The 21,913-nt window shown below is 62.4% G+C and carries 14 protein-coding genes; 11 read left to right on the top strand and 3 right to left on the bottom strand.

The annotated features are described in order from the left end of the window. Window positions 1-118: 118 nt before the first annotated feature. The gene (locus tag AC1RRC_RS11325) at window positions 119-775 is read right to left on the bottom strand and encodes an NUDIX hydrolase (RefSeq protein WP_493055570.1); all 657 of its coding nucleotides are present in this window, start codon (window positions 773-775) and stop codon (window positions 119-121) included. 131 nt (window positions 776-906) lie between these two features. Here AC1RRC_RS11325 and AC1RRC_RS11320 point away from each other — a divergent pair, with 131 nt between their 5' ends. The 9 genes from AC1RRC_RS11320 (at window position 907) to AC1RRC_RS11280 (ending at window position 12,972) form a co-directional block, all read left to right on the top strand. After that, window positions 907-1,770: a cysteine hydrolase family protein gene (locus tag AC1RRC_RS11320; RefSeq protein ID WP_493055569.1), complete on the top strand. Its 864-nt coding sequence runs from the start codon at window positions 907-909 to the stop codon at window positions 1,768-1,770. Window positions 1,771-1,840: 70 nt separating this feature from the next. After that, entirely contained in the window at window positions 1,841-3,040 is a 1,200-nt protein-coding gene (gene pncB, locus AC1RRC_RS11315; protein ID WP_493055568.1) for a nicotinate phosphoribosyltransferase, read from the top strand. 30 nt (window positions 3,041-3,070) lie between these two features. After that, entirely contained in the window at window positions 3,071-4,774 is a 1,704-nt protein-coding gene (locus AC1RRC_RS11310; RefSeq protein ID WP_493055567.1) for an NAD+ synthase, read from the top strand. Next, a complete protein-coding gene (locus AC1RRC_RS11305; protein WP_493055566.1) occupies window positions 4,771-5,817 on the top strand; it encodes a bifunctional nicotinamide-nucleotide adenylyltransferase/Nudix hydroxylase in 1,047 nt (348 codons plus the stop codon). Before AC1RRC_RS11310 ends, AC1RRC_RS11305 begins: the two co-directional genes overlap by 4 nt. An 80-nt stretch (window positions 5,818-5,897) precedes the next feature. Further along, window positions 5,898-6,788, top strand: coding sequence for a hypothetical protein (locus AC1RRC_RS11300; protein WP_493055565.1), 891 nt, complete (start codon window positions 5,898-5,900; stop codon window positions 6,786-6,788). Between the two features lie 140 nt (window positions 6,789-6,928). After that, entirely contained in the window at window positions 6,929-9,709 is a 2,781-nt protein-coding gene (locus tag AC1RRC_RS11295) for a type VI secretion system Vgr family protein (RefSeq protein WP_493055564.1), read from the top strand. Beyond that, the gene (locus tag AC1RRC_RS11290; protein ID WP_493055563.1) at window positions 9,699-11,639 is read left to right on the top strand and encodes a phospholipase D-like domain-containing protein; all 1,941 of its coding nucleotides are present in this window, start codon (window positions 9,699-9,701) and stop codon (window positions 11,637-11,639) included. The genes AC1RRC_RS11295 and AC1RRC_RS11290 overlap by 11 nt, the downstream gene beginning before the upstream one ends. 179 nt (window positions 11,640-11,818) lie before the next feature. Then, window positions 11,819-12,661, top strand: coding sequence for an SEL1-like repeat protein (locus tag AC1RRC_RS11285; RefSeq protein ID WP_493055562.1), 843 nt, complete (start codon window positions 11,819-11,821; stop codon window positions 12,659-12,661). A gap of 32 nt (window positions 12,662-12,693) precedes the next feature. Then, window positions 12,694-12,972: a PAAR domain-containing protein gene (locus AC1RRC_RS11280; RefSeq protein WP_493055561.1), complete on the top strand. Its 279-nt coding sequence runs from the start codon at window positions 12,694-12,696 to the stop codon at window positions 12,970-12,972. 1 nt (window position 12,973) lies between these two features. Here the strand turns inward: AC1RRC_RS11280 and AC1RRC_RS11275 are convergent, their stop codons facing one another. After that, window positions 12,974-15,832 carry a UvrD-helicase domain-containing protein gene (locus tag AC1RRC_RS11275; protein WP_493055560.1) on the bottom strand — a complete coding sequence of 953 codons (2,859 nt, stop codon included), beginning with the start codon at window positions 15,830-15,832 and terminating at the stop codon, window positions 12,974-12,976. A gap of 94 nt (window positions 15,833-15,926) precedes the next feature. Here AC1RRC_RS11275 and AC1RRC_RS11270 point away from each other — a divergent pair, with 94 nt between their 5' ends. Together AC1RRC_RS11270 and AC1RRC_RS11265 are read left to right on the top strand one after the other, a co-directional pair. Continuing rightward, window positions 15,927-16,988, top strand: coding sequence for a sensor histidine kinase (locus AC1RRC_RS11270; protein WP_493055559.1), 1,062 nt, complete (start codon window positions 15,927-15,929; stop codon window positions 16,986-16,988). Then, entirely contained in the window at window positions 16,985-17,866 is an 882-nt protein-coding gene (locus tag AC1RRC_RS11265) for a LytR/AlgR family response regulator transcription factor (protein WP_493055558.1), read from the top strand. The genes AC1RRC_RS11270 and AC1RRC_RS11265 overlap by 4 nt, the downstream gene beginning before the upstream one ends. Window positions 17,867-18,058: 192 nt before the next feature. Here the strand turns inward: AC1RRC_RS11265 and AC1RRC_RS11260 are convergent, their stop codons facing one another. Continuing rightward, the gene (locus AC1RRC_RS11260; RefSeq protein ID WP_493055557.1) at window positions 18,059-21,904 is read right to left on the bottom strand and encodes an ABC transporter permease/M1 family aminopeptidase; all 3,846 of its coding nucleotides are present in this window, start codon (window positions 21,902-21,904) and stop codon (window positions 18,059-18,061) included. Window positions 21,905-21,913 lie beyond the last annotated feature (9 nt).

Raw genomic sequence — 21,913 nt, 5'->3', positions numbered from 1 at the left:
CTGAGCAGGGATGGTGGCTTTCGCTCCGCGAAAACCACCCTACGCATTCAGCGATATCGTTTGCGTCGAAAGCGTAGGGTGGTTTTGCCGTAGGCAAAGCCACCATGTCCGCATCCAGTCACAAGCCGCGCTCGAGCAGTTGCAAGCGTTTCCGGAACGCCGCCTTCAAGCGGTACACCTGCGCCGGCCGGTGCGCCCCCGCCGCCATCATCCTGCCCTCGATGGCTTCCAGCATATCCATCTCGTCCATCTTGCGGCGGAAGCTGACCTTGTTGAGCGCTTCGCCCATCAACACTTCATACACTTTCTGCAGTTGCGGCAAGGTAAAAGTTTCGCCCGCGAGGTGGCACGGCAGCGACGAATACTGGCTCTTGCTGCGCAAGCGCTGCACGGCGGCATCGAGGATGTTTTTATGGTCGAATGGCAATTGCAAGGTGCTGTCGACATCGGCCAGCAGCACGCGTTCCTGGCTGATCAGGGAGGCCGGCACCAGCGCGTAATAGGCAATGGAAATCGACCAGCCGCGCGGATCGCGGGCTGGGCCGGAAAACGACGCCAGCTGTTCGAGATACGGCGGCACGAGTCCGGCCTTGTCGCGCAGCATGCGCATGGCCGCGTCATGGGTATCGGCATCCTTTTCCACATGGATATAACCGCCGGGCAACGCCGCCACGCCCTGATATGGTTCGCGCTCGCGTTTCAACAGTGCGACCTTCAGGGCGTCGTCCTGCAAGGTCAGCAGTACAACATCGACAGTGCAGATGACAGGATCCAAGGCCGCTCCGTTTGACTTAGTAACAGGCGTATCTTAATCGAATACCACTCTCTGCAGCAAAGCCATAATACTTAGTTGCACTTGTAAACTAAGTGAACTAGAATAGCTTCACCAACCAACCGGAGTCATCCATGAAACGCCATCTGCACCTGCTGCTGATCGATCCGCAAAACGATTTCTGCGATTTGCCCGACGCGTACCGCCCGCTGGACCCCGCCGGCGACGGCAAACTGGCGCCGGCCTTGCCGGTGGCCGGCGCCCACGCCGACTTGCAGCGCACCGCGCAATTGATCCGGGATGGCGCGGCCGGGATTGCCGGCATCAGCGTGACCCTGGATTCGCACCATCGCATCGATATCGCGCATCCGGCTTTCTGGCAAACCGCGGAGGGTGGCGCGGTGGCGCCGTTCACGCCGATCACGGCCGCCGACGTGCGCGAAGGCCGCTATGCGCCGCGCAAGCCGGCCGCCATGGCCCGCGCGCTGTCGTACCTCGATGCGCTGGAAGCGGCGGGGCGCTACCAGCTGATGGTGTGGCCGGTGCACTGTGAAATCGGTTCCTGGGGCCACAACGTGCATGCCGACGTGCGCGCCGCCTACAACCGCTGGGAAGAAAGCACCTTGCGCTCGGTGCACAAGGTCATCAAGGGCACCAACCCGTGGACGGAACACTATTCCGCCGTGCTGGCCGAAGTGCCGGACCCGCAAGACAAGGGCACGCAGTTGAACACGGACTTGATTGCCCACCTGGGCCAGGCCGAGCGCATTTATGTCGCGGGCCAGGCCGGCAGCCATTGCGTCAAGGCCACGGTGGAAGATATCGCCCGCCAGTTCGGCCCCGCGCGGCGCAACAAGCTGGTGTTGCTGACCGATTGCATGAGCCCCGTGGCGGGATTCGAGGCGCAGCAACAGGCCTTCCTGGCCGCGATGGCGGAACAGGGCGTGCGCCTGATGACGGCAGCCGAAGCATTAATCGAGATAACAGAAAACGCGTAGGGCGGTTTCCGCTGCGCGGAAGCCGCCATGCCTGCGCCAACGCGGCGCAAACAGAAGATAGGAGCCAGTCGTGAATATAGTCCGCAGCCTGCTGGAAAACGATTTATACAAATTCACCATGTGGCAGGCGCTGTTGCACAGCCACCCGGGCGCGCAGACAGAGTACGCGTTCCATTGCCGCAATACACCGGCGTATCCACTGGCCGAACTGCAAGCCGATGTGGAACGGGAACTGGACCACCTGTGCACCTTGTCGTTCACGGACGATGAGCTGGCGTACCTGCGCGGCCTGCGCTACCTCAAAAGCGATTTCATCGATTTTTTGACGGTGTTCCGCTTCCAGCGCCGCTTCATCGACGTGGCGGTGCAGGGCGGCACGCTGGCGATCGTGGCGCGCGGCCCGCAAGTGCACGTGATGGGCTTTGAAATCTACGTGCTGTACATCGTCAACGAACTGTATTTCCGCCGTTTTGATGCGGAAGCCGCGCTGGCGGAAGGGCGGCGCCGGCTGTCGGCCAAGCTGGCGCGGCTGCGCGCCTTTGGCGAAGCGCCGCCGTGCCGCCATCCGTTTGAATTCTTTGATTTCGGCTTGCGGCGGCGCTACAGCGGCGCGTGGCATGAAGAAGTCGTGGCGACCCTGGCGCGGGAAGCGCCGCAATGGTTCAAAGGCACGTCGAACGTGTACCTGGCGAAGCAGTATGGTCTGGTGCCGATCGGCACCATGGCGCACGAATACCTGCAAAGCTACCAGTCGTTCGGCGTGCGCCTGCGCGATTTCCAGCAAGCCGCGCTGGAAGGCTGGGTGCAGGAATTCCGGGGCGACCTTGGGATCGCGCTGACGGACGTGGTGGGCATGGACGCCTTCCTGGCCGACTTCGACCTGTATTTCGCCAAGCTGTTCGACGGCTTGCGCCACGATTCCGGCGATCCGGTCGAATGGGGCGAAAAGGCATTGGCGCACTATGCCAAACTGCGGCTCGATGCGCACACCAAGCGCCTGGTGTTTTCCGACGGACTCGGCCTCGAGCAAGCGTTTGCACTGTACCGCCACTTCGCTGACCGCACCATGACAGGGTTCGGCATCGGCACCAACCTCAGCAATGACGTGGGCCTGACGCCGCTGAACATCGTCATGAAGCTCATGAGCTGCAACGGCCAGCCGGTGGCGAAACTGTCCGACGCCGCAGGCAAAACGCTGTGCAAGGACGAGACCTTCCTCGCTTACCTGCGGCAAGTTTTCAACCACGACGGGCCGCCAGCATCCCCGTAAGCCCGCCCGGCACCCCAACCGGAGTCAAAAATGTTACGCATAGCCATCGCCCAACAAAACCCGACTGTTGGCGACTTTGAAGGCAACACCAAAGCCATGCTGTCCGCCATGCAGCAAGCCGCGCAATCCCGGGCCGACATGGTGGTGTTTCCCGAATTATCGATTTGCGGCTATTACCCCGGCGACCTGCTGGAAGACCCGGCTTTCCTGCGCGCCATGGCGCAAAGCCTGGCGCGTATCGTCCAGCATTCCCGGCAATACCCGCACCTGACCAGCATCGTCGGCGTCGCCCGCCCCAACCAGGGCCCCGGCAAACCGCTGCACAACGCGCTGCTGGCGATCCGCAACGGCGCCATCATCGCCGAGTATTACAAGCAATTGCTGCCGACCTACGGCGTCTTCGACGAAGTCCGCCACTTCGAGCCCGGCCCGGAACGCGCCTGCGTGCTGCAGCTGCATGGCCATAAAGTCGGCTTCCTGGTGTGTGAAGACGGCTGGAACGACGCCGGCCGCGACTATGCGGTGAATCCGTTCGCCGCGCTGCGCCAGGAACAGCCGGAACTGGTCATCAGCATCAACGCCAGCCCCAGCAACCTCGGCAAGGTGGCGCAGCGCCACGCGCTGTTTGGCGAGGCGGCCAAGAACCACGGTTTTGCCATCCTGTTCGTCAACCAGGTGGGCGGGCAAGACCAGCTGGTGTTCGATGGCGCGTCGTTTGGCGTCACGCCACAGCAGGGCGTGACGTTTACTTGCCGCCAGTTCGAGGAAGAGTTGCGCCTGGTCGGCTTTGATGGCGGGGCGTTTCATGCCGGAGCGGCGTCCGCCCTGGTTGGCGGCACAGAGGCGCCTGCCGCGTTTTACCACCGGCAGATTGTGCTGGGCCTGCGCGACTACGCCCGCCGCTGCGGTTTTACGCAAGCCGTCATCGGTTCGTCCGGCGGCATCGATTCCGCGCTCACGATCGCCCTCGCCGCCGAGGCGCTGGGGGCGGACAATGTCACGGCGATCACCATGCCGTCCGCATGCTCCAGCACCGGCTCCGTGTCGGACTCGCAAGTGCTGTGCGATGCGCTGGGCGTGCGCCTGCACACGCACCCGATCGCCGCGCTCGTGGAAACCTATGCGCAGGGCTACCAGCAGGCGTTCGGCCAGCCATTACAGGGCTTACCGCTGGAAAACCTGCAAGCGCGCATCCGTGGCACGATCCTGATGGAATACTCGAATGCGCACGGCGCGCTGCTGCTGACCACCGGCAACAAGAGCGAAATCTCGGTCGGCTATTGCACCTTGTATGGCGACACCAATGGCGGCCTGGGGCTGATCGGCGATTTGTACAAGACCGAAGTGTATGCACTGGCGCAATACGTGAATGCGGTGGCGAAGCGGCAAGTGATTCCCGCCGCCGTGCTGGAAAAGCCGCCCTCGGCCGAACTGGCGCCGGGCCAGCGCGATACGGACAGCCTGCCGCCGTATGACGTGCTCGATGAGATCCTGAAATGGCACATCGAGGGCCAGCGCCTCGGCGCCGATGAGTGGACGCAAGCGAGCGCGCTGGTCGAACAGCTGCGTCAAACGGACGACGGCCGCGCGCTGGTCCGGCGTATCCTGTCGCTGGTGGCGCGCAATGAATACAAGCGCCGCCAGGCGCCACCGATTATCCGCGTGCGCGCCCGCGCATTCGGCAGCGGACGGCAATTGCCGATTGCGGCGAAATTTGCAGGAGAATTTGAATGACGACGGCGCCTTTACCGATTGAACTGGCGGTAGTCATCGGCCGCTTCCAGCCGTGGCACAACGGCCACGCCGCCTTGCTGCGCCAGGCGCTGACGTGCGCGCCGAAAGTGGCGGTGGTGATCGGCTCCGCCCGCCGCGCCCGCAGCGCAAAAAATCCCTTCACGTTTGACGAGCGCGTGGCGATGATTACGGCATCGCTGACGGAGGAGGCGCGCGCCTGCGTGACCTTCGTTCCCATGCGCGATTACTTTGACGATGAGCGCTGGGCCGCCCGCGTGCAGCAGGACGTGGAAGCGCTGGTGGACGAGGGCGCGGAAATCGCACTGGTCGGCCACTTCAAGGATGATTCCAGTTACTACCTGAACCATTTCCCGCAATGGCAATTGGTGGAAGCGGCGCGTGAAGGGAGCGTGGACGCCACGGCGCTGCGCCGCGTGCTGTTTGAAGCGGAGCATACCGGTCCCGCGCTCGATGCGCTGGCCAGCGAAGTGCCGCCCGCCGTGCTGCAATACTTGAAGGCATGGGTCCTGCTGCCGCACTGCGAACGGCTGGCCGAAGAACATGCGGTGATTGTCCAGACCCGGACGGCCTGGGCATGCGCACCCTATCCGCCGATTTTTTCAACAGTCGATGCGGTGGTGCAAACCGCCGGCCACGTGTTGCTGATCCGCCGTGGCGGCGCGCCCGGAAAGGGTTTATGGGCGCTGCCGGGCGGCTACCTGGAACAGCGCGAACGCTTGCTGCAAGGGGCGCTGCGCGAACTGCGGGAAGAAACCGAGCTGGCCTTGCTGCCGTCCACGGTGGAGGAAGCGCTGGTGGGCGTGCAGGTGTTCGACCACCCGGAGCGCAGCCAGCGCGGCCGCACCATCACGCATGCGCACCATTTTGATTTGCGGCTCGACCATTTGCCGGAAGTAAAGGGGGCGGATGATGCTGCCGAGGCGCGATGGTTTTCCATCGCACGGCTGGCGGAGATGGAAGACCAGCTGTACGACGATCATTTCCATATCCTTGACCATTTCCTGCATTTGACAGGGCGTTGAGCAGGGCCGGATGAGGCCTGTCAAAGCCGGCGCCCACCGGCGTGCCACCATCGCGGTTTCCCGCCCTGGAGGACACGCTCATGTCACATCCACCATTGCACCCGGTTCACCTGGCGCTGGTTGCGCCACCGCCGCCATCGCGCACGCATTGCCGCTTTGACCGCGTGATGCGCAAGTTGTACCGGACCACCTTGCTGGCCGCGCAGTGGACCGACCAGCGCGCCGCCGTGCGCCGTGTGGCGGCGTGGGAATTGCAGCCGGCCAGGCGGGAGTTGAACCGGTATCTGATGCAACTGGCTTTGTGTTTCGACGCGGCCCACAGCAATCCCGCATTGACCGAACTGGAACGCATTAAACTGTCCTGGCTGATTTGTTCCTTTGCCGAACAGGTGCTGATGCTGGAAGACGATGGCGTCATGGCGGATTTACTGGACAAGCATGACGTGGTGCGCGGTGGCGAAGAAACGTTGTGGGATGAAGAAGATGTCTTTGCCGCATCCGGCATCGTGCATATCCCGCCGCCCGCCGTACCTGAGGCGCTGCCACCGCCAGTGGCCGACCATGCGCAAACGCTGTGGATGCTGCGTGAAGTCTGGCATGACAAGGCAGGCCTGGCGGCGCTGGACGAGGTGGCGCTCGACACTTATTGCAGCCTGGCTCGGCGTGAATTGAGCGCGGTGTCGGCCGTGCTGTTCAGCCTGTTGTTGCGGCTGGCGGAAGAATGGGACTTGCCGCTCGATGACATCACGCCGGCCGGCGCGATCCACACGCTGCGCCAGGATGTGCTGGAAGTGCAGGCGAAGGTCCGCATTGCGGCGGGCCAGCTGGAGGCCTTCAGCGATATCGGCAAGCTACAGGCGAAGCTGGCCCGCTATGCCTTGCCAGATGACGAGCGGGACCGCGAAGGCGCGTGGTTTTTCGACATGGAGGCCGCACCGGACTGGGGGCGGTTGCTCGATGCGCGCTCATGACCCAGCGAGTCGTTTGATTCCTGAAATTGTGGCGTCGCTGCCGCAGCCATTCCGCCCCTTGCTTTAGCGCAAATTGCCTGAAGGACATGAACAGCATACTGGCCCCCTGATTCCTATTGGAAATTTCCAGGGAGCCCTGCATGGACGGAGCAAGAACGTGGATACAGTCGGTGCTCGATGGCGACAGCCAGCACGGCCGCTTGCTGACGATGGATTTTCCCCGTGGCGACGGGCCGGAGTATGCGGTACTGCTGGTCAATTCCCTGCATGCGCGCGAAGAATTGTCACGCAGCTTTCGCTACGAGGCGGAACTGTTGTCGGACGATGCGCATATCGCGCTGACGGCCATGATGGGCAAGATGGTCACCATTTCACTGGTGCGCGATGACGGGTCGCAGCGCCATTTCAATGGGTACGTGACGGAATTTTGCCTGCTGGGCGCGGACGGCGGCCTGGTGAAGTACCGCATGGTGCTGGAGCCGTGGATGGCGTTCACCCGGCTGCGCCAGGATTGCTTCAGCTTCCATGGCCGCACGCTCAGCGAGATCACGGAACTGACCTTGCGCCACTGCGTGCAGCATGACTGGAACATACACTTGTTCTACGACGATCCGGCGATCACCTGCGCCAACCAGTACAACGAAACTGACTATAACCACCTGCATCGGCGCTGGGAAGCGCGGGGCTGGTATTACTGGTACGAACACCGCGCCAATGGCCACACCTTATGGCTCAGTGATTACTCGGTGCAGGCCAACGCGATTGATGCGCGCGACGGCACGCTGGCGCCGGACGGCATGCCGTTCCGCAGCGAAGCGGGCTCGAAAGAGGACGACAGCATCCACCAATGGCAGGCGGTGCGCCGCATTGGCGCCAGCAAGCTGACCTTGTCCACCTTCGACTACAAGGACCCGAGGCCGCAGCGGATCTCGGCACATGCCCGCCACCCGCAGGGCGACCTGTTCGAGCATGAAATGCATGCGTATGCGGGCGCCAGGGCATTCCGGGGCTGGCGCGAAGGCGAACCACTGGCGCAGCGCCGCAGTGACGAGCGCGAAGCGATGTACCAGGTCTTCGAAGCGTCCGGCAACGACCGTAGCGCGCAGCCGGGACGCAGGTTCAAACTCGAAGAGCACTTCAGCGGCGCCGCGCCACGGGAACTGGGCGAGCGGTCGCGCGACGAGCGCAATTACCTGATCCTGTCGGTGGAGCATCGCGCCAGCAACAACTACCAGGATGGCAGCCACGCGCATTCGCGCTACACGAATCACTTCACCTGCATCCGGCTGGAGCGGCGCTGGGCGCCGGGGCTGGGATACCACAGCCAGCCTTGTCCCGACCCCGGTGTGCAGACCGCCATCGTGGCGGGGCCTGACGGGGAAGAAATCCACACCGATGGCCTGGGCCGCATCAAGCTGCGGTTTCACTGGGATCGCGTGGGTGGCATCAATGGCTGCAGTTCGCCGTGGATCCGGGTGGCGATGCCGGTGGCCGGTTCGCAGTTCGGGCAGATCGGGTTGCCGCGGGTGGGACAGGAGGTGGTGGTGCAGTTCATGAATGGGAATGTGGATCATCCGATTGTGACGGGGGTGGTTTATAACGGGACGCATTCACCACCGTGGGCGCTGGACGGGCAGAAGGCGCTGTCGGGGTGGCGGAGCAGGGAGTTGGGTGGTTCGCGCGGTAATCAGCTGGTGATGGATGACACGCGGGACCAGTTGCAGGCGCAGTTGCGCAGTGATCACTTGCATAGCCAGTTGGCGCTGGGGCATATCGTGCGTGTGGAGAGTGCTGCCGGGCGGGGCGAGGCGCGGGGGGATGGGTTTGAGTTGCGGACGGACGGGCATGGGGTGCTGCGGGCGGGGAGGGGCATGCTGGTCAGCACAGAGGAACGCACCGCTGCACGTTCGCAAACCGCCAGCATGGAAGAAACCGCGATGCGCCTCGATCGCGCGCAGGCCAGCCATGCCGGCCTGGCGGAGCTTGCGCAACCGCACGACGGCGCCGCTGCCCGGCAACAGGCCGATGCCGTAAAGGCGCTGGAAACCCAACAGCACGCAATCAAAGGCAAGGATGGAAAGGTCTTGGCATCGCACCTGGTGTTTGCCAGCCCGGCAGGTATCGCCAGCAGTACCGCTGGTAGTACCCATATCGCCAGCGATCAGCATACTGCGCTAAGTTGCGGCAAGAGCATGTCGCTGGCCAGCGGGGAGAGCTTGTTTGCCTCCGTTAAGCGCTCGCTGCGGTTATTTGTGCAGCAGGCCGGCATGAAGCTGGTGGCGGCTGCGGGCGACATCGAAATACAGGCGCTAACGGACAACATTCGTCTGCTATCCAAGCTGGAAATCTCTCAGTCGGCTAACCGGATTCTCATCACCGCCAAGGAGGAGGTGGTGATTAATGGTGGTGGGAGCTATTTGAAATTCAGCGCAGGCGGGATTGAGCAGGGGACGAATGGGAATTTCGTGGGGCATGCGGCGCGGCATAGTTTCGTGGGGCCGAAGAATAGTGATGTGGATTTGGTGATGCCGCCGTTGGGGAAGTTGAAGGGGAAGGGGGCGCTGCACTTGGGGACGCATCCTGGTGCCAGTGGACGGGCTTGCAACGGTTGGCCATGCAAGTTGTTCAAGGATGGCGCATTGCTGGAAATAACCAAATTCGATGACGAAGGGACGCTGAAGTTCGAACATGATTTAGAGGAGGGCGCGACCTATCACATCGAACTTGCTGGCGGCCAGCGTTATGAAATCGTCCCGGACGAAATGGCCGAACAGCACAAGTTGAATGCCGGGATGGGATATCACGGCTATTGCAACCCAGGAGGATCGATTGTCGATGAGTGTCTTGCAAAAGAGCAGGACCGTATCGAAGCTAATCCAATGACACGGGAGGACGAGAGCGATGGGGCGGATGAACAGTAACGCTGCGCTGTATGAGGACAATGTTTATTACAGTCGCGATATGGGGCCGTATCAATCCTTGTCGTTGCCTTGGTGGGTCAAGACTCCAGAGCCAACGTATCCCGTACGGCACGGTTGCCGCATCGAACCGCTGGTATGCGGCGAACGGGTCTTTGGTCAGATTGCGCGTGACGTGGAAGCGGCCAAGAGCAGCGTGGACATCATTACCTGGGGCTTTGATCCGGGCATGGTGCTGGTGCGTGGCAAATCCGCGCACGACGGCATACGTTATGGCGAATTGCTGAATAAAGTTGCCTCAGATCCTGCTCACCCGGTGAAGGTGCGTCTCATTATTTGGCATGACAGTGTGCTCACGCATCTCGGTGTCAGAAACATGCCAGGATATTACGGTTCCTGGCTGACGCATTTTGTTGCCCAGATCAGCCACTATTACAGTACACAGCACCAGAACTACAACGTTGAGTGGTTCAAGAACGTGTTGACGGGGAAAATGCCAAATATCGAGCTGCGGGTCAGGGGAATTCCCGTTAGTCTGCTTGACCAGTCTCTGAACGATGAGTCCCCGCCGCGTAATCCAACAGCCCTGGCGTCCATGCTGTTTGCTACGCACCACCAGAAGATGGTGCTGATTGATTATGAGCGCCGGCAAGCCGCAATCGGCTATGTGATGGGACACAATTCCATCACGGATTACTGGGATACCAAAGAGCACAAATTCCAGGATCCCAGGCGTGAGCGCTTCTATCGAAAGAACCCTGTAGACGCGTGGAATCAAGGACCGGACCTGACGCCAACATCCGGGGGAACATACACGCCAACCGAGTATGAAATCCAGCAGAAAGAGCGTGCAGTCCAGTTGTTTCTCGACCGGCATGCATTTACCGCCATGCCATATCAGGACGTATCGTGCCGCGTATGTGGCCCCGTGCTCTACGACTTGAATCATAATTTTTGCCAAGCATGGGGTGAATCCAAGCGGCAAGCTTCCTTGGCTGAAGGGACAGTATGGACAGCGGCAAGGGACACCATTGCCGAAGTTCTTTTGCGTTTTACTCAGGCCATTGGAGATCATCTCCAGCCAGGAGCAAGTGAAACGTTGGCTCGGCAACGCAGCCACATTCCCCCGAAAGCGTTCGCGAGTGGGAATTTCCAGCATAGTATGCAATTGCTCAGGACGCAGCCACTGCATAAGGAAAAGACGATCAAGGAATGCTATGCGAACTTGACGCGATTAACGCACCACTACATGTTTATTCAGAATCAGTACGTTCAATATAAAGACTGGTCCGAGTATTTGATGGAGTGCATCAGGGAGAAGCGGCTTGTGGGATATAAGGCGCCGCTTTATTTCTTCATGCTGACCTCTACACCTGAGCGTGCTGGCATGGATTTGCCCACGTATGACGTGATTTACCGCATGGGATACAGCCAGGCGATGCCTGTCATTCATGTCTTGAACCAGAAGCGTTTTCAACAGGGGGTGATGGAGAAGCCGCTGACGCCGGAGGAGTTGTCGCGTAGTGGAATTAATGTGGTAGTGGGCTCCCTGTGGACATGTGCGCGTTCGGACAGGGCCAAGTTGCTGCCGTCGGAATATGAGGAGATCTACATCCATTCGAAGGTGGCGATTGTTGATGACTCTGCATTCACCGTCGGGTCGGCCAACCTCAACTTGCGCAGTCTGGCCATCGATAGCGAACTCAATGTCCTAAGCCAGGCCAAGGATGTTGCATACCAGCTGAGGTGTGAATTGTTCGCTCAGTGCACCGGCGATCCTGGACCATCGCAATTTGGTGATATGGACGATGCTTATATAACATGGACTGAGATGGCCAAACGTAATTTGGCGCGTAAAAATAATGGTGTCCCACTGGATGGTCAGCTGGTTGCGTTCTATGTGGACCGTAAACCAGGAGGACCGTTGGTATGACGTCTTCGGCCCCCTCCAAGCGACGGATAGTATGGGGAGTTTTTCTGTGCGCTTGTTTCATCGCAGTGGTTAGTCTTTTCAAATTGATCGAGTCCCACGCCATGCACAAAATGCCAAGCTACCTGACGCCATTTAATATAGCCGACCCGGCCCCGGTCTGTGCCCGGTGGCGCGACCAAATGCCCAAAACACGGGATCGCGAGGCTTATCGGACCTATATCGCTGCTCGTAAGCTATGGCGCGATAAAGGGGAGTGGGAGCTAAGCCGCGACGCATTGGTTGGGATTTTGACGGATGTGCAGGAGGCCGCGAAGAAAGGCGATTGGGGCGCCAAAGCATTGCTGGCGCATTTTTACCTCGAAGGTCTTGGCGGTACGCGTGCGAATAATGTCTTACCGATGAACAAAGAAAAAGCTGTCGAAATTGAGCGCGAGGCAGTGGCACATGGGCAGGCATGGGGATTTTATGACCTGGGTGTGGCTCACGAGTATGGCTATGGTGGCGTGGCGCAGGATAAGGAAATTGCCTGGGCTTATTATTTAAAAGCAGCAAAGCTGGGAAGCCCGGAGGCCCAACTGGCTTTAGCTGAGGCATACCAGCAGGCCGAGCGTTTGGAGAAAAGGAAATTAATGCTGGAGTGCGCTTATGCTCAAGGGAATGGTACCGCCGCCTATGAACTAGGTTTCTTGGCGGGAATTGAGAAGCGTCCGAAGGACGCATTACGGCACTATCAGGATGGCGTTAAATTTGGCAATAAAGATTGCGCAAGGGTGCTGTTTGTTGTGTTTCACGAAAAGTATTGGACGGAGTACCGCGAGGAGTTGTTGGAGCCCTTGGGACTGACAGCGGATCCTGCTCGCAGCGACCGTTATCGGGATATCAGCAAAGCGCTGGAGATTAATCCCGACCTCAGGTTCGGCCAATTGGATGCAGCGTTACCGCTGCCGCCGGCGCAACTACCCGAGTGGCACGGTATCGAAGCAGCGTTAACACCGGAACCGGAAGGCGCGCCTACGTATTGACTCGTTACAGCCTGGATCGAAGGAACCATCACATGTCCCTGAAAATTATCGTGGTCGGTGACGCCACCGATCATGGCGGCAAAGTCATCTCAGGCTCGCCCACGCGTGACATTGACGGCAAAGCCATCGCGCGCCTGGGTGATCAAGTCAGCTGTCCCCAGCTCTACCCCGGCGGCAAGCCCCACGGCGTCAACAAAATCACCACGGGTCACCATGCCGTGACGGTGGATGGCATCCCGGTGGCAGTACATGGCAGCACCACCGAATGCGGCTGCAAGTTGATCGGTCGTAGCCGCGCGGATGTGGGGTAACTCACTCCGCCTCCCCCCACTTCTCCTTATGATGCACAAACATCATCGCCTCCCCCGCCCCCGGCAACTCCGCCTCATTCAACAGCACATCAATATGCCCCTCCCAACTCGGCTCCGCCAGCTCCTTGACCAGCGCCAGGTTCAACACCGCGAACACGGAAACCCAGGCCTCGCCGTCCGGCCCGTGCCGCCGCACTGACAAGGAAGGATTGAACTGGTACAGCCCCGTGGTCACGCGCAGGAACAGGTGGCGGTTGTAGGCATAGTCGCGGTCGCGCTCATTGCGTGACAACACGCCGGAAACGTATGCGCGCTTCTTGCGCTCGGGCGCGGCCACCGCGTCCGGCAGTTTATCGAGTGCCGCCGCCAGCAGGCCGGCGTCGAAGGCGCCGTGGTCGTTGCCTTCCAGGTTGCCGAAGCACGCTTTGAACAGTACCCACATCAGCTGGAACAGCAGGTATTCGGACTGGTGGCGCTCGATGCGCACCAGGCGGCCGTCGGCCTGCACGTCGATGCAACTGGGCGCCACCAGCTGCCAGATGGCCGGCAGCGATTTCTCGGCATACGCGGGATCGCGCAGCGCCGTCATGAGGGCCCAGTGCAGCGCGTTGCGGCCCAGGTGGTCGATGGCTTCGACATCGGCGCCGCGCGCCAGCAGCGCTTCCACCAGCGGTACGTTGCCGGCGGCGGCGGCCGCCATCAGCGGCGTCAGGTTCATCGGCGTGCGGTGTTCGACGCCGTGCTTGTCGCACTGGCGCAGGATGTCTTTAAAGCTGAGCGCAAAGTATGGCAGGAAGTGGCGGCGCGCGGGGGCGATGCCGGCCTGCGCGAAATTGCCGGCCTGCGCGTAACCGGTGTCCTCATCCAGCGCGATGGCCAGCATCGGTTCGTCGTAGGCCAGCGCGTAGTCGTACAGCTGGCTTTTGAATTTGCTGCCGGGCGCCTTGTCGATGAAGACTTTCTGCAGCGTGTCGCGCAGGCGTGGCTCGTCGAACACGGGCCACGGCACCGGCGCGGTTTTCAGGATCATGCGTTCGATCGCGTCGGCCTGTTCCTGCTTGCCCTGCAAGGCCAGCTTGCGCGCTTCCTTTTGCCAATCCTCCAGGCTGGACGCCTGCGCTTCCACCCGCCCGCCGGCGCCGGTATCGGCTATCTCCAGCAACCGCAGCAACGGGTGCAGCACGTCCGATTCAATCAGGTAGACATTGCGGATCGCGCGCGTGAGCGCGACGTACAGCGCGTTCACATAAAACTTGTAGATCTCCAGCGATTTATCGGCCTTGTCTTTCGCGCGGCCATATTGCAGCTCGTCCGCCGCGAGGTCGGCGATGGTCACGCCATCGGCGATGTCGGCAAACGGGGCCCGGTTGTCGGAGACGAAGCGGAACAGCACGATGCTGTCGTATTCCAACCCCTTGGCTTCGTGCACCGAGAAAATCAGCGGCGTGTCGAACTGTTTTCTCGCCTCCTGCTTGTCCTCGTCGCGCAACACCAGCACCGCGAAGTGCGTGGAGCGGCGCGATTGCGTATTCAAATCGCGACGCACCTTGGCGCTGTCGGCCAGTAGCGCAACGGCGCCGTTGTCGCCGCCCACGGCGTCGACCAGAAAATTGCTTTCGCGGTCGATCGAGCCGAAGCGGCTGTGTTTAATCTTCAGCAGCGTGTTGGCGACGCGCGTGACTTGCGTGCCGTTCCTGAAATTCGCGCGCAGCACTTGCAACTGCTGCTTGTCCGCCAGCGCGGCATCGCGCCAGAACAGGGTTTTCACGCGGCTCCACGCAAAGAAATTCGGGTGCACGATCTGGTTCGAATCGCCGCACATCAGGAACTGGCCCGGCTTTTTCAACGTCTTTAACACCAGCGACAGCTGCACCATGGTGAAGTCCTGCACTTCATCGATGACGACGAAGTCGTAGCGGCCCGCCGCCTGCGGCAGGCGCTCGTGGGCGGCCAGGTTCAGGTCGAACAGGTCCGCCTCCTTCAGCCAGGCGCGATAGCGTTCGAACAAGTCGTACAGGGCGGTGCGTTCGCGCTCGGCGAAGATCGACTGGCGCTGGCCCAGTTGCAAATACTGTTCGCGCGACAGCACGCCTTCGGCATCGGCGGCGATGACGCCGCGGATTTCCTCGAAGGCCTGGTGCGCATCGATATCCTTGAACTGCTGCCGCACGCGCGCGAACCAGGCCGAGAAATCGCGCCAGGTGGCTTCGCGCCCTGTGGGCACGTGGATCGACTCGACGAATTCACGGTACGACAGGAACGTGCAAGCCTGGCCGTCCTTGTTAAAACCATCCGCGTAATACAGGTCGCGCGCCGATTGCGCGAGGTAGGCCGAGTGGGTCACGTACAGCACGTCGCCCTGCGCGTGCTTCATTTTTTCAAGGGTCAGCGCGGTCTTGCCGCTGCCGGCGCTGCCGACAATGATCAACGGCGCGGGCAACTGGTAAACCGCCTGCTGGGCGTCGTCAAACGAGATGGCCTTGTCGAGCCAGTGCACGCGGCGGTGCTGCGGGTGCAGGTAGCGCACCGCTTCCGCGCCGGCTTGCGCCTCGGCGGCCTCGATGTCCGGGATGCGGTCTTCATCGACCGCCACGCCGCGCAGGAAGCGCGATTTGTCATACGCGTGGTTTTCGATCACTTCCAGCAGCAATGCATAGACCTCGCCCTGGTAGCGCACGGTGGAAAACAGCAGCCGGTCCGCGTAATCGAGCTTGGCCCGGTAAAACTTGCCGTGCGAGAGATTGACGAGCTTTTTCACCTGCGCCGCGCGGAAGTCGTCGCGCCCGATGGCTTGCAGGACTTTGTCGTATTGCGGGTTGTTGCGGGGCGGGGTGAATTCGGCGTATTCCAGGATTTTCATGGTGCAGCTGCTGGGGGGCGACGTTAGCATCTTATGATAATCCAGCCTTGGGTGCTGTTACCATTCGGTTTTCCTCTCATTTGGAATCGACTGCGTGAACAATTTCAGGACTTCCGCCAACCGCGATTACTGGTTTTGCCAGCTGGTGGGCTGGGGCACGCTGGCGGTGTTCAGTGTCTTGTCGTCGTCGTTCGGCGACTGGCAAAGCGCCCTGCGCTTCGCCGTCGCCAAGCTGTTTTGCACCGCCACCGGCCTGGGACTGTCGCATCTGTGGCGCGGCCAGTTACGGCGGCGCGGCTGGCTGGTGCGACAGCGGGGCTTTCCGTTTGGCCGCATTGCCGCGGGATTGCTGCTGCTGGCCATGGTGCAGACCGGGTTCCTGCTGTTATCGGACTTGCTGTTCCGTGGCGGCGCCTTCTTTGAGGGCAGCACCGCCGAGCTGGCGTTCAATATCTTTTTACTGTTCCTGATCTGGTTCGCCGTGTTCGTGATCTGGACGCTGTGCTATGCCGTGGCATTGTCTCGGCGGCGCGCGACGCAAGCCGAACTGGAAAAGCTGCAGCTCGAAGTCAGCGTCAAGGAGGCGGAATTGCGCGCGCTGCAATCGCAGGTCAACCCGCATTTCTTCTTCAACAGCTTGAACAGCATCCGCGCCCTGGTGTACCAGGACGCCGATGCCGCCGCGCGCGCCATCAACCGGCTGGCCGGCATGATGCGCCACAGCCTGCAGGCCGGTCATGCCGACACCGTGCGGCTGGCTGATGAAATGGCCGCCGTGCGCGCCTATCTCGACATGGAGCAGTTGCGGTTCAGGGAGCGGCTGCAGTTTTCCGAGGAAGTCGGACCCGCGCTGGGCGATACGCTGTTGCCGCCGATGGTGCTGCAAACGCTGGTGGAAAATGCGGTGCGCTACGGCGTGGAGCGCGCCACCGGGCCGTGCCAGGTCAGGATTGCCGCTGAACGCACGGCACACGCCGTGCTGGTGCGCGTCGCCAACCAGGGCAAACTGGCCTTTGATAGCGACTCGACCCGGGTGGGCCTGGCCAATGCGCGCCAGCGTCTGGTGCTGCAATTTGGTCCCGCCGCCGCCTGCACACTGGAAGAATCCCCAGGCTGGGTCACCGCCACCATCACCTTGCCACAGGAACCCGCATGAAGGTTGCCATCATTGACGACGAACCCCTGGCGCGCGACGAATTGCGCCGCATGCTGCGCGTGCATGCCGATGTCCAGATCGTGGCGGAAGCCGCCAACGTGGCCGAGGGGCTGCAGGCGGTTGCAGGCGCGGCGCCCGACCTGATTTTCCTCGATATCCAGATGCCGGACGGCAGCGGCTTTGATTTATTGGCGGCGCTGGACGTGGCGCCTGCCGTGATTTTTACGACGGCCTATGACCGGTATGCGATCCGCGCGTTCGATGTCAATGCGCTGGACTATTTGTTGAAGCCGATCGAGGATGACCGGCTGGCGCAGGCGCTGCAGAAGGCGCTGCGTGGTATGGCGGGAGCGGCGGCTGTGCAGGCGGCGCCGGTGCCGGGGCGGGATCAGGCGCCGAAGCTGGTTCAGATCCATGGCGAGAAGTCGGCGCCGAGTCAGGACCAGGGCCAGGCATCGATCCGGGCGCCCGCGTCGGATTCGGCGCATGACCCGAAACCGGAGCCGAAGCAGACCCGGGACCAGGAACCGCTGCCGTCGCCGCCAGCCGTCGACGGCAAGGTGTTTATCCAGGACGGTGAGCGCTGCTGGTTCGTGGAACTGGAACGCATCATGCTGTTCGAATCGGAAGGCAATTACACCCGCGTCTATTTCGACCAGCACCGGCCGCTGATGCTGCGCTCCCTGGTGCAGCTGGAAGCGCGCCTCGATCCAGCCCGCTTCGTGCGCACCAGCCGCAGCCAGATCGTCAACATGCGTTTCGTGGAGGAGATGACGCCGTCACCGGCCGGCGGACTGGTATTGGTGCTGCAAAACGGCATGCGGGTGGCAATGTCGCGCCGGCGCAGCACGGCCTTTAAGCAAGGCTATAAGCTGTAAAGCAGCCAGGCCCCGCCAGATGCCAATTCACGTTGCGGCAATTCCGTAGGGCGGTTTTCGCGCAGCGAAAGCCGCCATGCATGCAGACCAGTGCTGCCGCCGCCAGTGGCCGCGCAAGCATGGCGGCTCGCAAGCGAACCACCCTACATTGAAGGGCCAACATGGCATGAACACCGCAGTGCCGGTCAAACGTCAACGAGCCATTGCCCCCAACTCCACCTTGCGCCGGTTATCCGCCACATTCCGGTCAATCAGCAACCCGTCAGGATCAAGCCCCGCCGCGCCAGGTTGTGCCTCCACCGTGACAGCCACGCTGGACACCCCACCCGCCAGCACATGCCGCCCCCGGTACAGCAAGCGGCCCTTGTCCGCGGCACCCTCGGCATACACGGCCACCTCCACCGGCTCGTCATAAGCCTGCGCCCGCTCCGTCCCCTTGCCATCGGCCGCCAGCTTGGCCAGGCTGACCTGCATGGTTACATCCCACTTGCCATCCTTGCGCTGCACCGCCCCCGCCGCCAGCACCCGGTTGTCATACACCACGATCCGTTCAAACAAATCCGTCACCAGTTGCTGCTTGTCGCGCGGGGTCTCCGCGCGGAGGTAGCCAAGCAAGTCGCGGCTGGTGACGTAAGGCGAGGTCTGGTAACGCTTGTCGTCGAGGAAGCGCTTGAGCGCCCGGTTGACCGCCGCTTCGCCGATTTCCTCTTTTAAGCGGTAAAACGCCAGGCTGCCTTTGCGGTACTGGACATAGACCTGTCCTTCAACGCGCATCAGCGGCTGTTCTTCCACCTGTTCCGCGCCGCGTCCGCGCAGGTATTCGTCGAGGTCCCAGCGCAGGATGCGGCGCACCTTGTCCGCGCCGAAGCGGTGTTCGGTCGCCATCAACGCGGCATATTCGGCCAGCGACTCCGTCACCATGGCGCTGCCCTGCACATTGGCGGCAATCGCCTGGTCGCCCCACCACTGGTGCGCCACTTCGTGCGCCGTGACGTAAAACACGTGGTCGACGTTGTCAGGATCGCGCAGGTCGTTGATAAAGCCCAGCGATTCCGAGAACGGGATCGTCATCGGGAAGCTGCGCGCATAGCTCTGGTACAGCGGCGTTTCCAGGATGCGCACTTCCTTGTGCGGATACGGCCCGAAGTGGGTGGTGTAGTACGCCAGCGCGGCCTGGGCGCCAGCAATCATGCTGTCGACGTTGTACGGGTGCTTGCGGTCGTAATACACGCGGATCGGCACGCCGTTCCACTCGGCCTGCTTGACTTCCCAGCGCGCCGACTGGAACGAGAAGAACGGCAGCGCGGGCTGTTCCAGCTTGTAGTGGAAGTAGCGGCGGCCGTCTGCTTCCCAGCTGCGCTGCAGCGTGCCGGGCGCCACTGCGGTCTGGCCGGCGCTGGTGGACACCGTCGCTTCGAAGTCCACCAGGTCGGCATGGATGCCGTACAGCTTCCAGAAGTTTTCCTGCTGTGCCGCGCGATCGTCCAGTTGCGGGCTGCGGTGCGGCTCACCGAGGCCGCGTGCGCGGCGCTCGTTGCGGTCTTCGATCTCCACCGACTGGTTGTAGCCGAACTGGGGGAAATATTCGTCGAACGCGAACAGCGTGCCGTTTTCATTGATGGGCGAGGGCTTGCCGTGATTGGTGAAACCGGGATGGCTGACTTGTACCGTAAAGTCGAGCGCCAGTTTGGCACCGGGCGCCAGCGGTTCGGCCAGTTTGATCAACTGCACGCCGAAGCGCGGGTCGTCGCGGGTGACCGCATGGCGCGGCAACCCGCTGATGACGGTTTCCACGTGCGACTGGGTGCCGCCTTCAGGACCCAGACTGCGCTGGATGTGCAGCGTATCGAGTGGCTGCGCGCTCTTGTTTTGCAGGATGTAGCGGCCCTGGATGGCGACGCGGCGCTGTTCCGGGAAAATGTCGACCTGGGCGCGCACGCTGGTCATGCGCGGATGCGGCCGCGCCAGGGTGCCGCGCCAGGCTTTTTCATAGTCCGCGCGCAGGTCGAGCATGGCGGTGGCGGAGAGGTGCGTGTTGAGCACATTGGTGTTGTAGACAATCCAGCCGCCGCACGCGGCCCAGGCGCCCAGGCACAGCGCCAGCGCCACCCCGGCCTTGCCGCGCAGCGCCGTCATGGCGCGGACAAAGCGCTGGCGCCAGGCCGGCTGCAGGCCGCGCGACCAGAACCCTTGCGCCACCAGCAGCAGTGCGCAGGCAAACAGGCTCCAATACAGCGCAAACCAGCTCCAGCCCGCGACATAGTGGCCATAGCCGTTCATGTCGGAGTACACCAGGGTTGGCATCGACGCGTAGCTGGCCAGGTGATGGTCGATGTCCAGTCCCTGCAGCACGCGGCCTGACCCCAGCAGCGCGATGCCGAGCGCATAGCCCGCATATTTGTTGGCGGCCACAGTGTGCAACGCCAGCAGCGCCACTGCGACCAGCACATACCAGACCGAGGCAATCAGCGTGCCTTGCAGGTATAGCAGCGGCTCGAACGGCACGCCGCCCTTGATGGCCTGGATCGCCACCGCCACCGGAATGCCGACGCACAGGAACGCCAGCACCACCGCCACCAGCGCGCCGGCCTTGGCCAGCAGCGGCACCCAGCCGGCCACCGGCAGCGCGTCCGCCACCGCATCGATACGCGCTTGCCGGTCCTTGAACACCAGTTCACCGCTGTAAAACAGCAGCACCAGCGCCAGGACGAAATTCAGGCCGCCGTCGAGTTCCAGCAGCATCACGCGCGTCAGCGGATATGGCGTGCTGTCGAAGCGCATGCCGCCGACCAGGTAGTTGACGATAAAGTTCGCCACGCCCAGCAACAGCATCACCAGGAACGGCATGCTGCGCAGGATGCCCCGGGTGTCCAGGCACAGCATGCTCCAGCACTGGGCCCAGGCGGTGGCGCTGGTGAAGCGGGGGGCGATGCGGTGCGCCGGGTGTGCGGCGATACTGGCCGTCCTGGCTGCGCCGCCGTGCGATGGGACGCTTGGCCGCGCGGGCAGGGCGGCCTGCGTCCATGGCTGCGCCGGGGGCGTCGCCAGTGATTCTGGTGGTGCCGCCAGAGGCGACAACGCACCGGCCAGCGAAGGCGGCATTGACGGCGCCAATGACGATGCCTGGGACGGCTGCAATGGCTTGCCCAGCGCCCGTGCCAATGCTTGCGGCAGCGTCGTTGCCAGTGCGCGGCGCACGCTTGCGGCATGGCGCGCCAATGCGCTTTGCGACCCGGTGCCGGCCCGCTGCGGCTTGAACAGCGCCACCGTGGCCGCCAGCATGCCCAGTGCGACGACCGTCCACAGCGCGCGGTTGGCCAGCAGGGCGCCGGTCAGTTCGGGCAGGCGGGTGTTGGTGTCGGCGCTGGTGAAATAGCGCGTGGCCAGCGCCAGGGCGCGCAGCGCGAACGGGTCGAGCAGGGCGGCAACCAGCGCGCTGTCCTGGCGCTGCGCCAGGAAGCCCGCGGCGGACCACAGCACCATGAAGGCCAGCACCCCGACGTACACCATGATCATCGAGCGGGTGACGGCCGCCAGCAGCAGCAACAGCGCGGCCACGAACAGCAAATTGGGCAGCACCAGCACGAAGAAGCTCCAGGTGTACGGCGCCAGCTCGAATGGGCCCATGCGGCTGGCGTCGGCCCCGGACAGGCCGGCGCCGGCCATCATCGCCACGGTGACCAGGCCGAAGACCAGCAGGCACGCGCACAGGCCGGCCAAAAAACGGCCTAGCAGGTAATCGAGCTTGCGCATCGGGGTGGCGAACAGCAGGTCGGCGATGCCGGCGTCGCTGTCGCGCAGCACGGCGCCGGCAATGAACACCGTGACCAGGAACATGGCCGCCACGCTCAGGATGCCGAGCTGGCGGGCGATCACCACCGGCGCGTTGAAATACGCGTTGCCGATGGCGCCGCCGATGCGCGCCGCGTCGCTGCCGGCCGAGAGCCCGGCAATCAGCATCAGCGCCAGCGCGACGATCCACAGCAAGGGCTGGCGCAGCTGGTAGCGCAGGTCAAAACGGAAGAATTCAGTCCACATGCCGTGCTC

This window comes from Pseudoduganella sp. GW821-FHT12E03 (assembly GCF_058807115.1).
The sequence above is the reverse complement of the archived record's forward strand: the minus strand, read 5'-3'. Positions and strand labels throughout refer to the sequence as shown.

Bases quoted from the DNA above. Each gene is read 5' to 3' on its own strand.
- AC1RRC_RS11290 (WP_493055563.1), top strand. From the start codon at position 9,699: ATGAACAGTAACGCTGCGCTGTATGAGGACAATGTTTATTACAGTCGC.
- AC1RRC_RS11310 (WP_493055567.1), top strand. From the start codon at position 3,071: ATGTTACGCATAGCCATCGCCCAACAAAACCCGACTGTTGGCGACTTT.
- AC1RRC_RS11265 (WP_493055558.1), top strand. From the start codon at position 16,985: ATGAAGGTTGCCATCATTGACGACGAACCCCTGGCGCGCGACGAATTG.
- AC1RRC_RS11295 (WP_493055564.1), top strand. From the start codon at position 6,929: ATGGACGGAGCAAGAACGTGGATACAGTCGGTGCTCGATGGCGACAGC.
- AC1RRC_RS11285 (WP_493055562.1), top strand. From the start codon at position 11,819: ATGCCCAAAACACGGGATCGCGAGGCTTATCGGACCTATATCGCTGCT.
- AC1RRC_RS11305 (WP_493055566.1), top strand. From the start codon at position 4,771: ATGACGACGGCGCCTTTACCGATTGAACTGGCGGTAGTCATCGGCCGC.
- AC1RRC_RS11280 (WP_493055561.1), top strand. From the start codon at position 12,694: ATGTCCCTGAAAATTATCGTGGTCGGTGACGCCACCGATCATGGCGGC.
- AC1RRC_RS11300 (WP_493055565.1), top strand. From the start codon at position 5,898: ATGTCACATCCACCATTGCACCCGGTTCACCTGGCGCTGGTTGCGCCA.
- AC1RRC_RS11320 (WP_493055569.1), top strand. From the start codon at position 907: ATGAAACGCCATCTGCACCTGCTGCTGATCGATCCGCAAAACGATTTC.
- AC1RRC_RS11275 (WP_493055560.1), bottom strand. From the start codon at position 15,832: ATGAAAATCCTGGAATACGCCGAATTCACCCCGCCCCGCAACAACCCG.
- AC1RRC_RS11260 (WP_493055557.1), bottom strand. From the start codon at position 21,904: ATGTGGACTGAATTCTTCCGTTTTGACCTGCGCTACCAGCTGCGCCAG.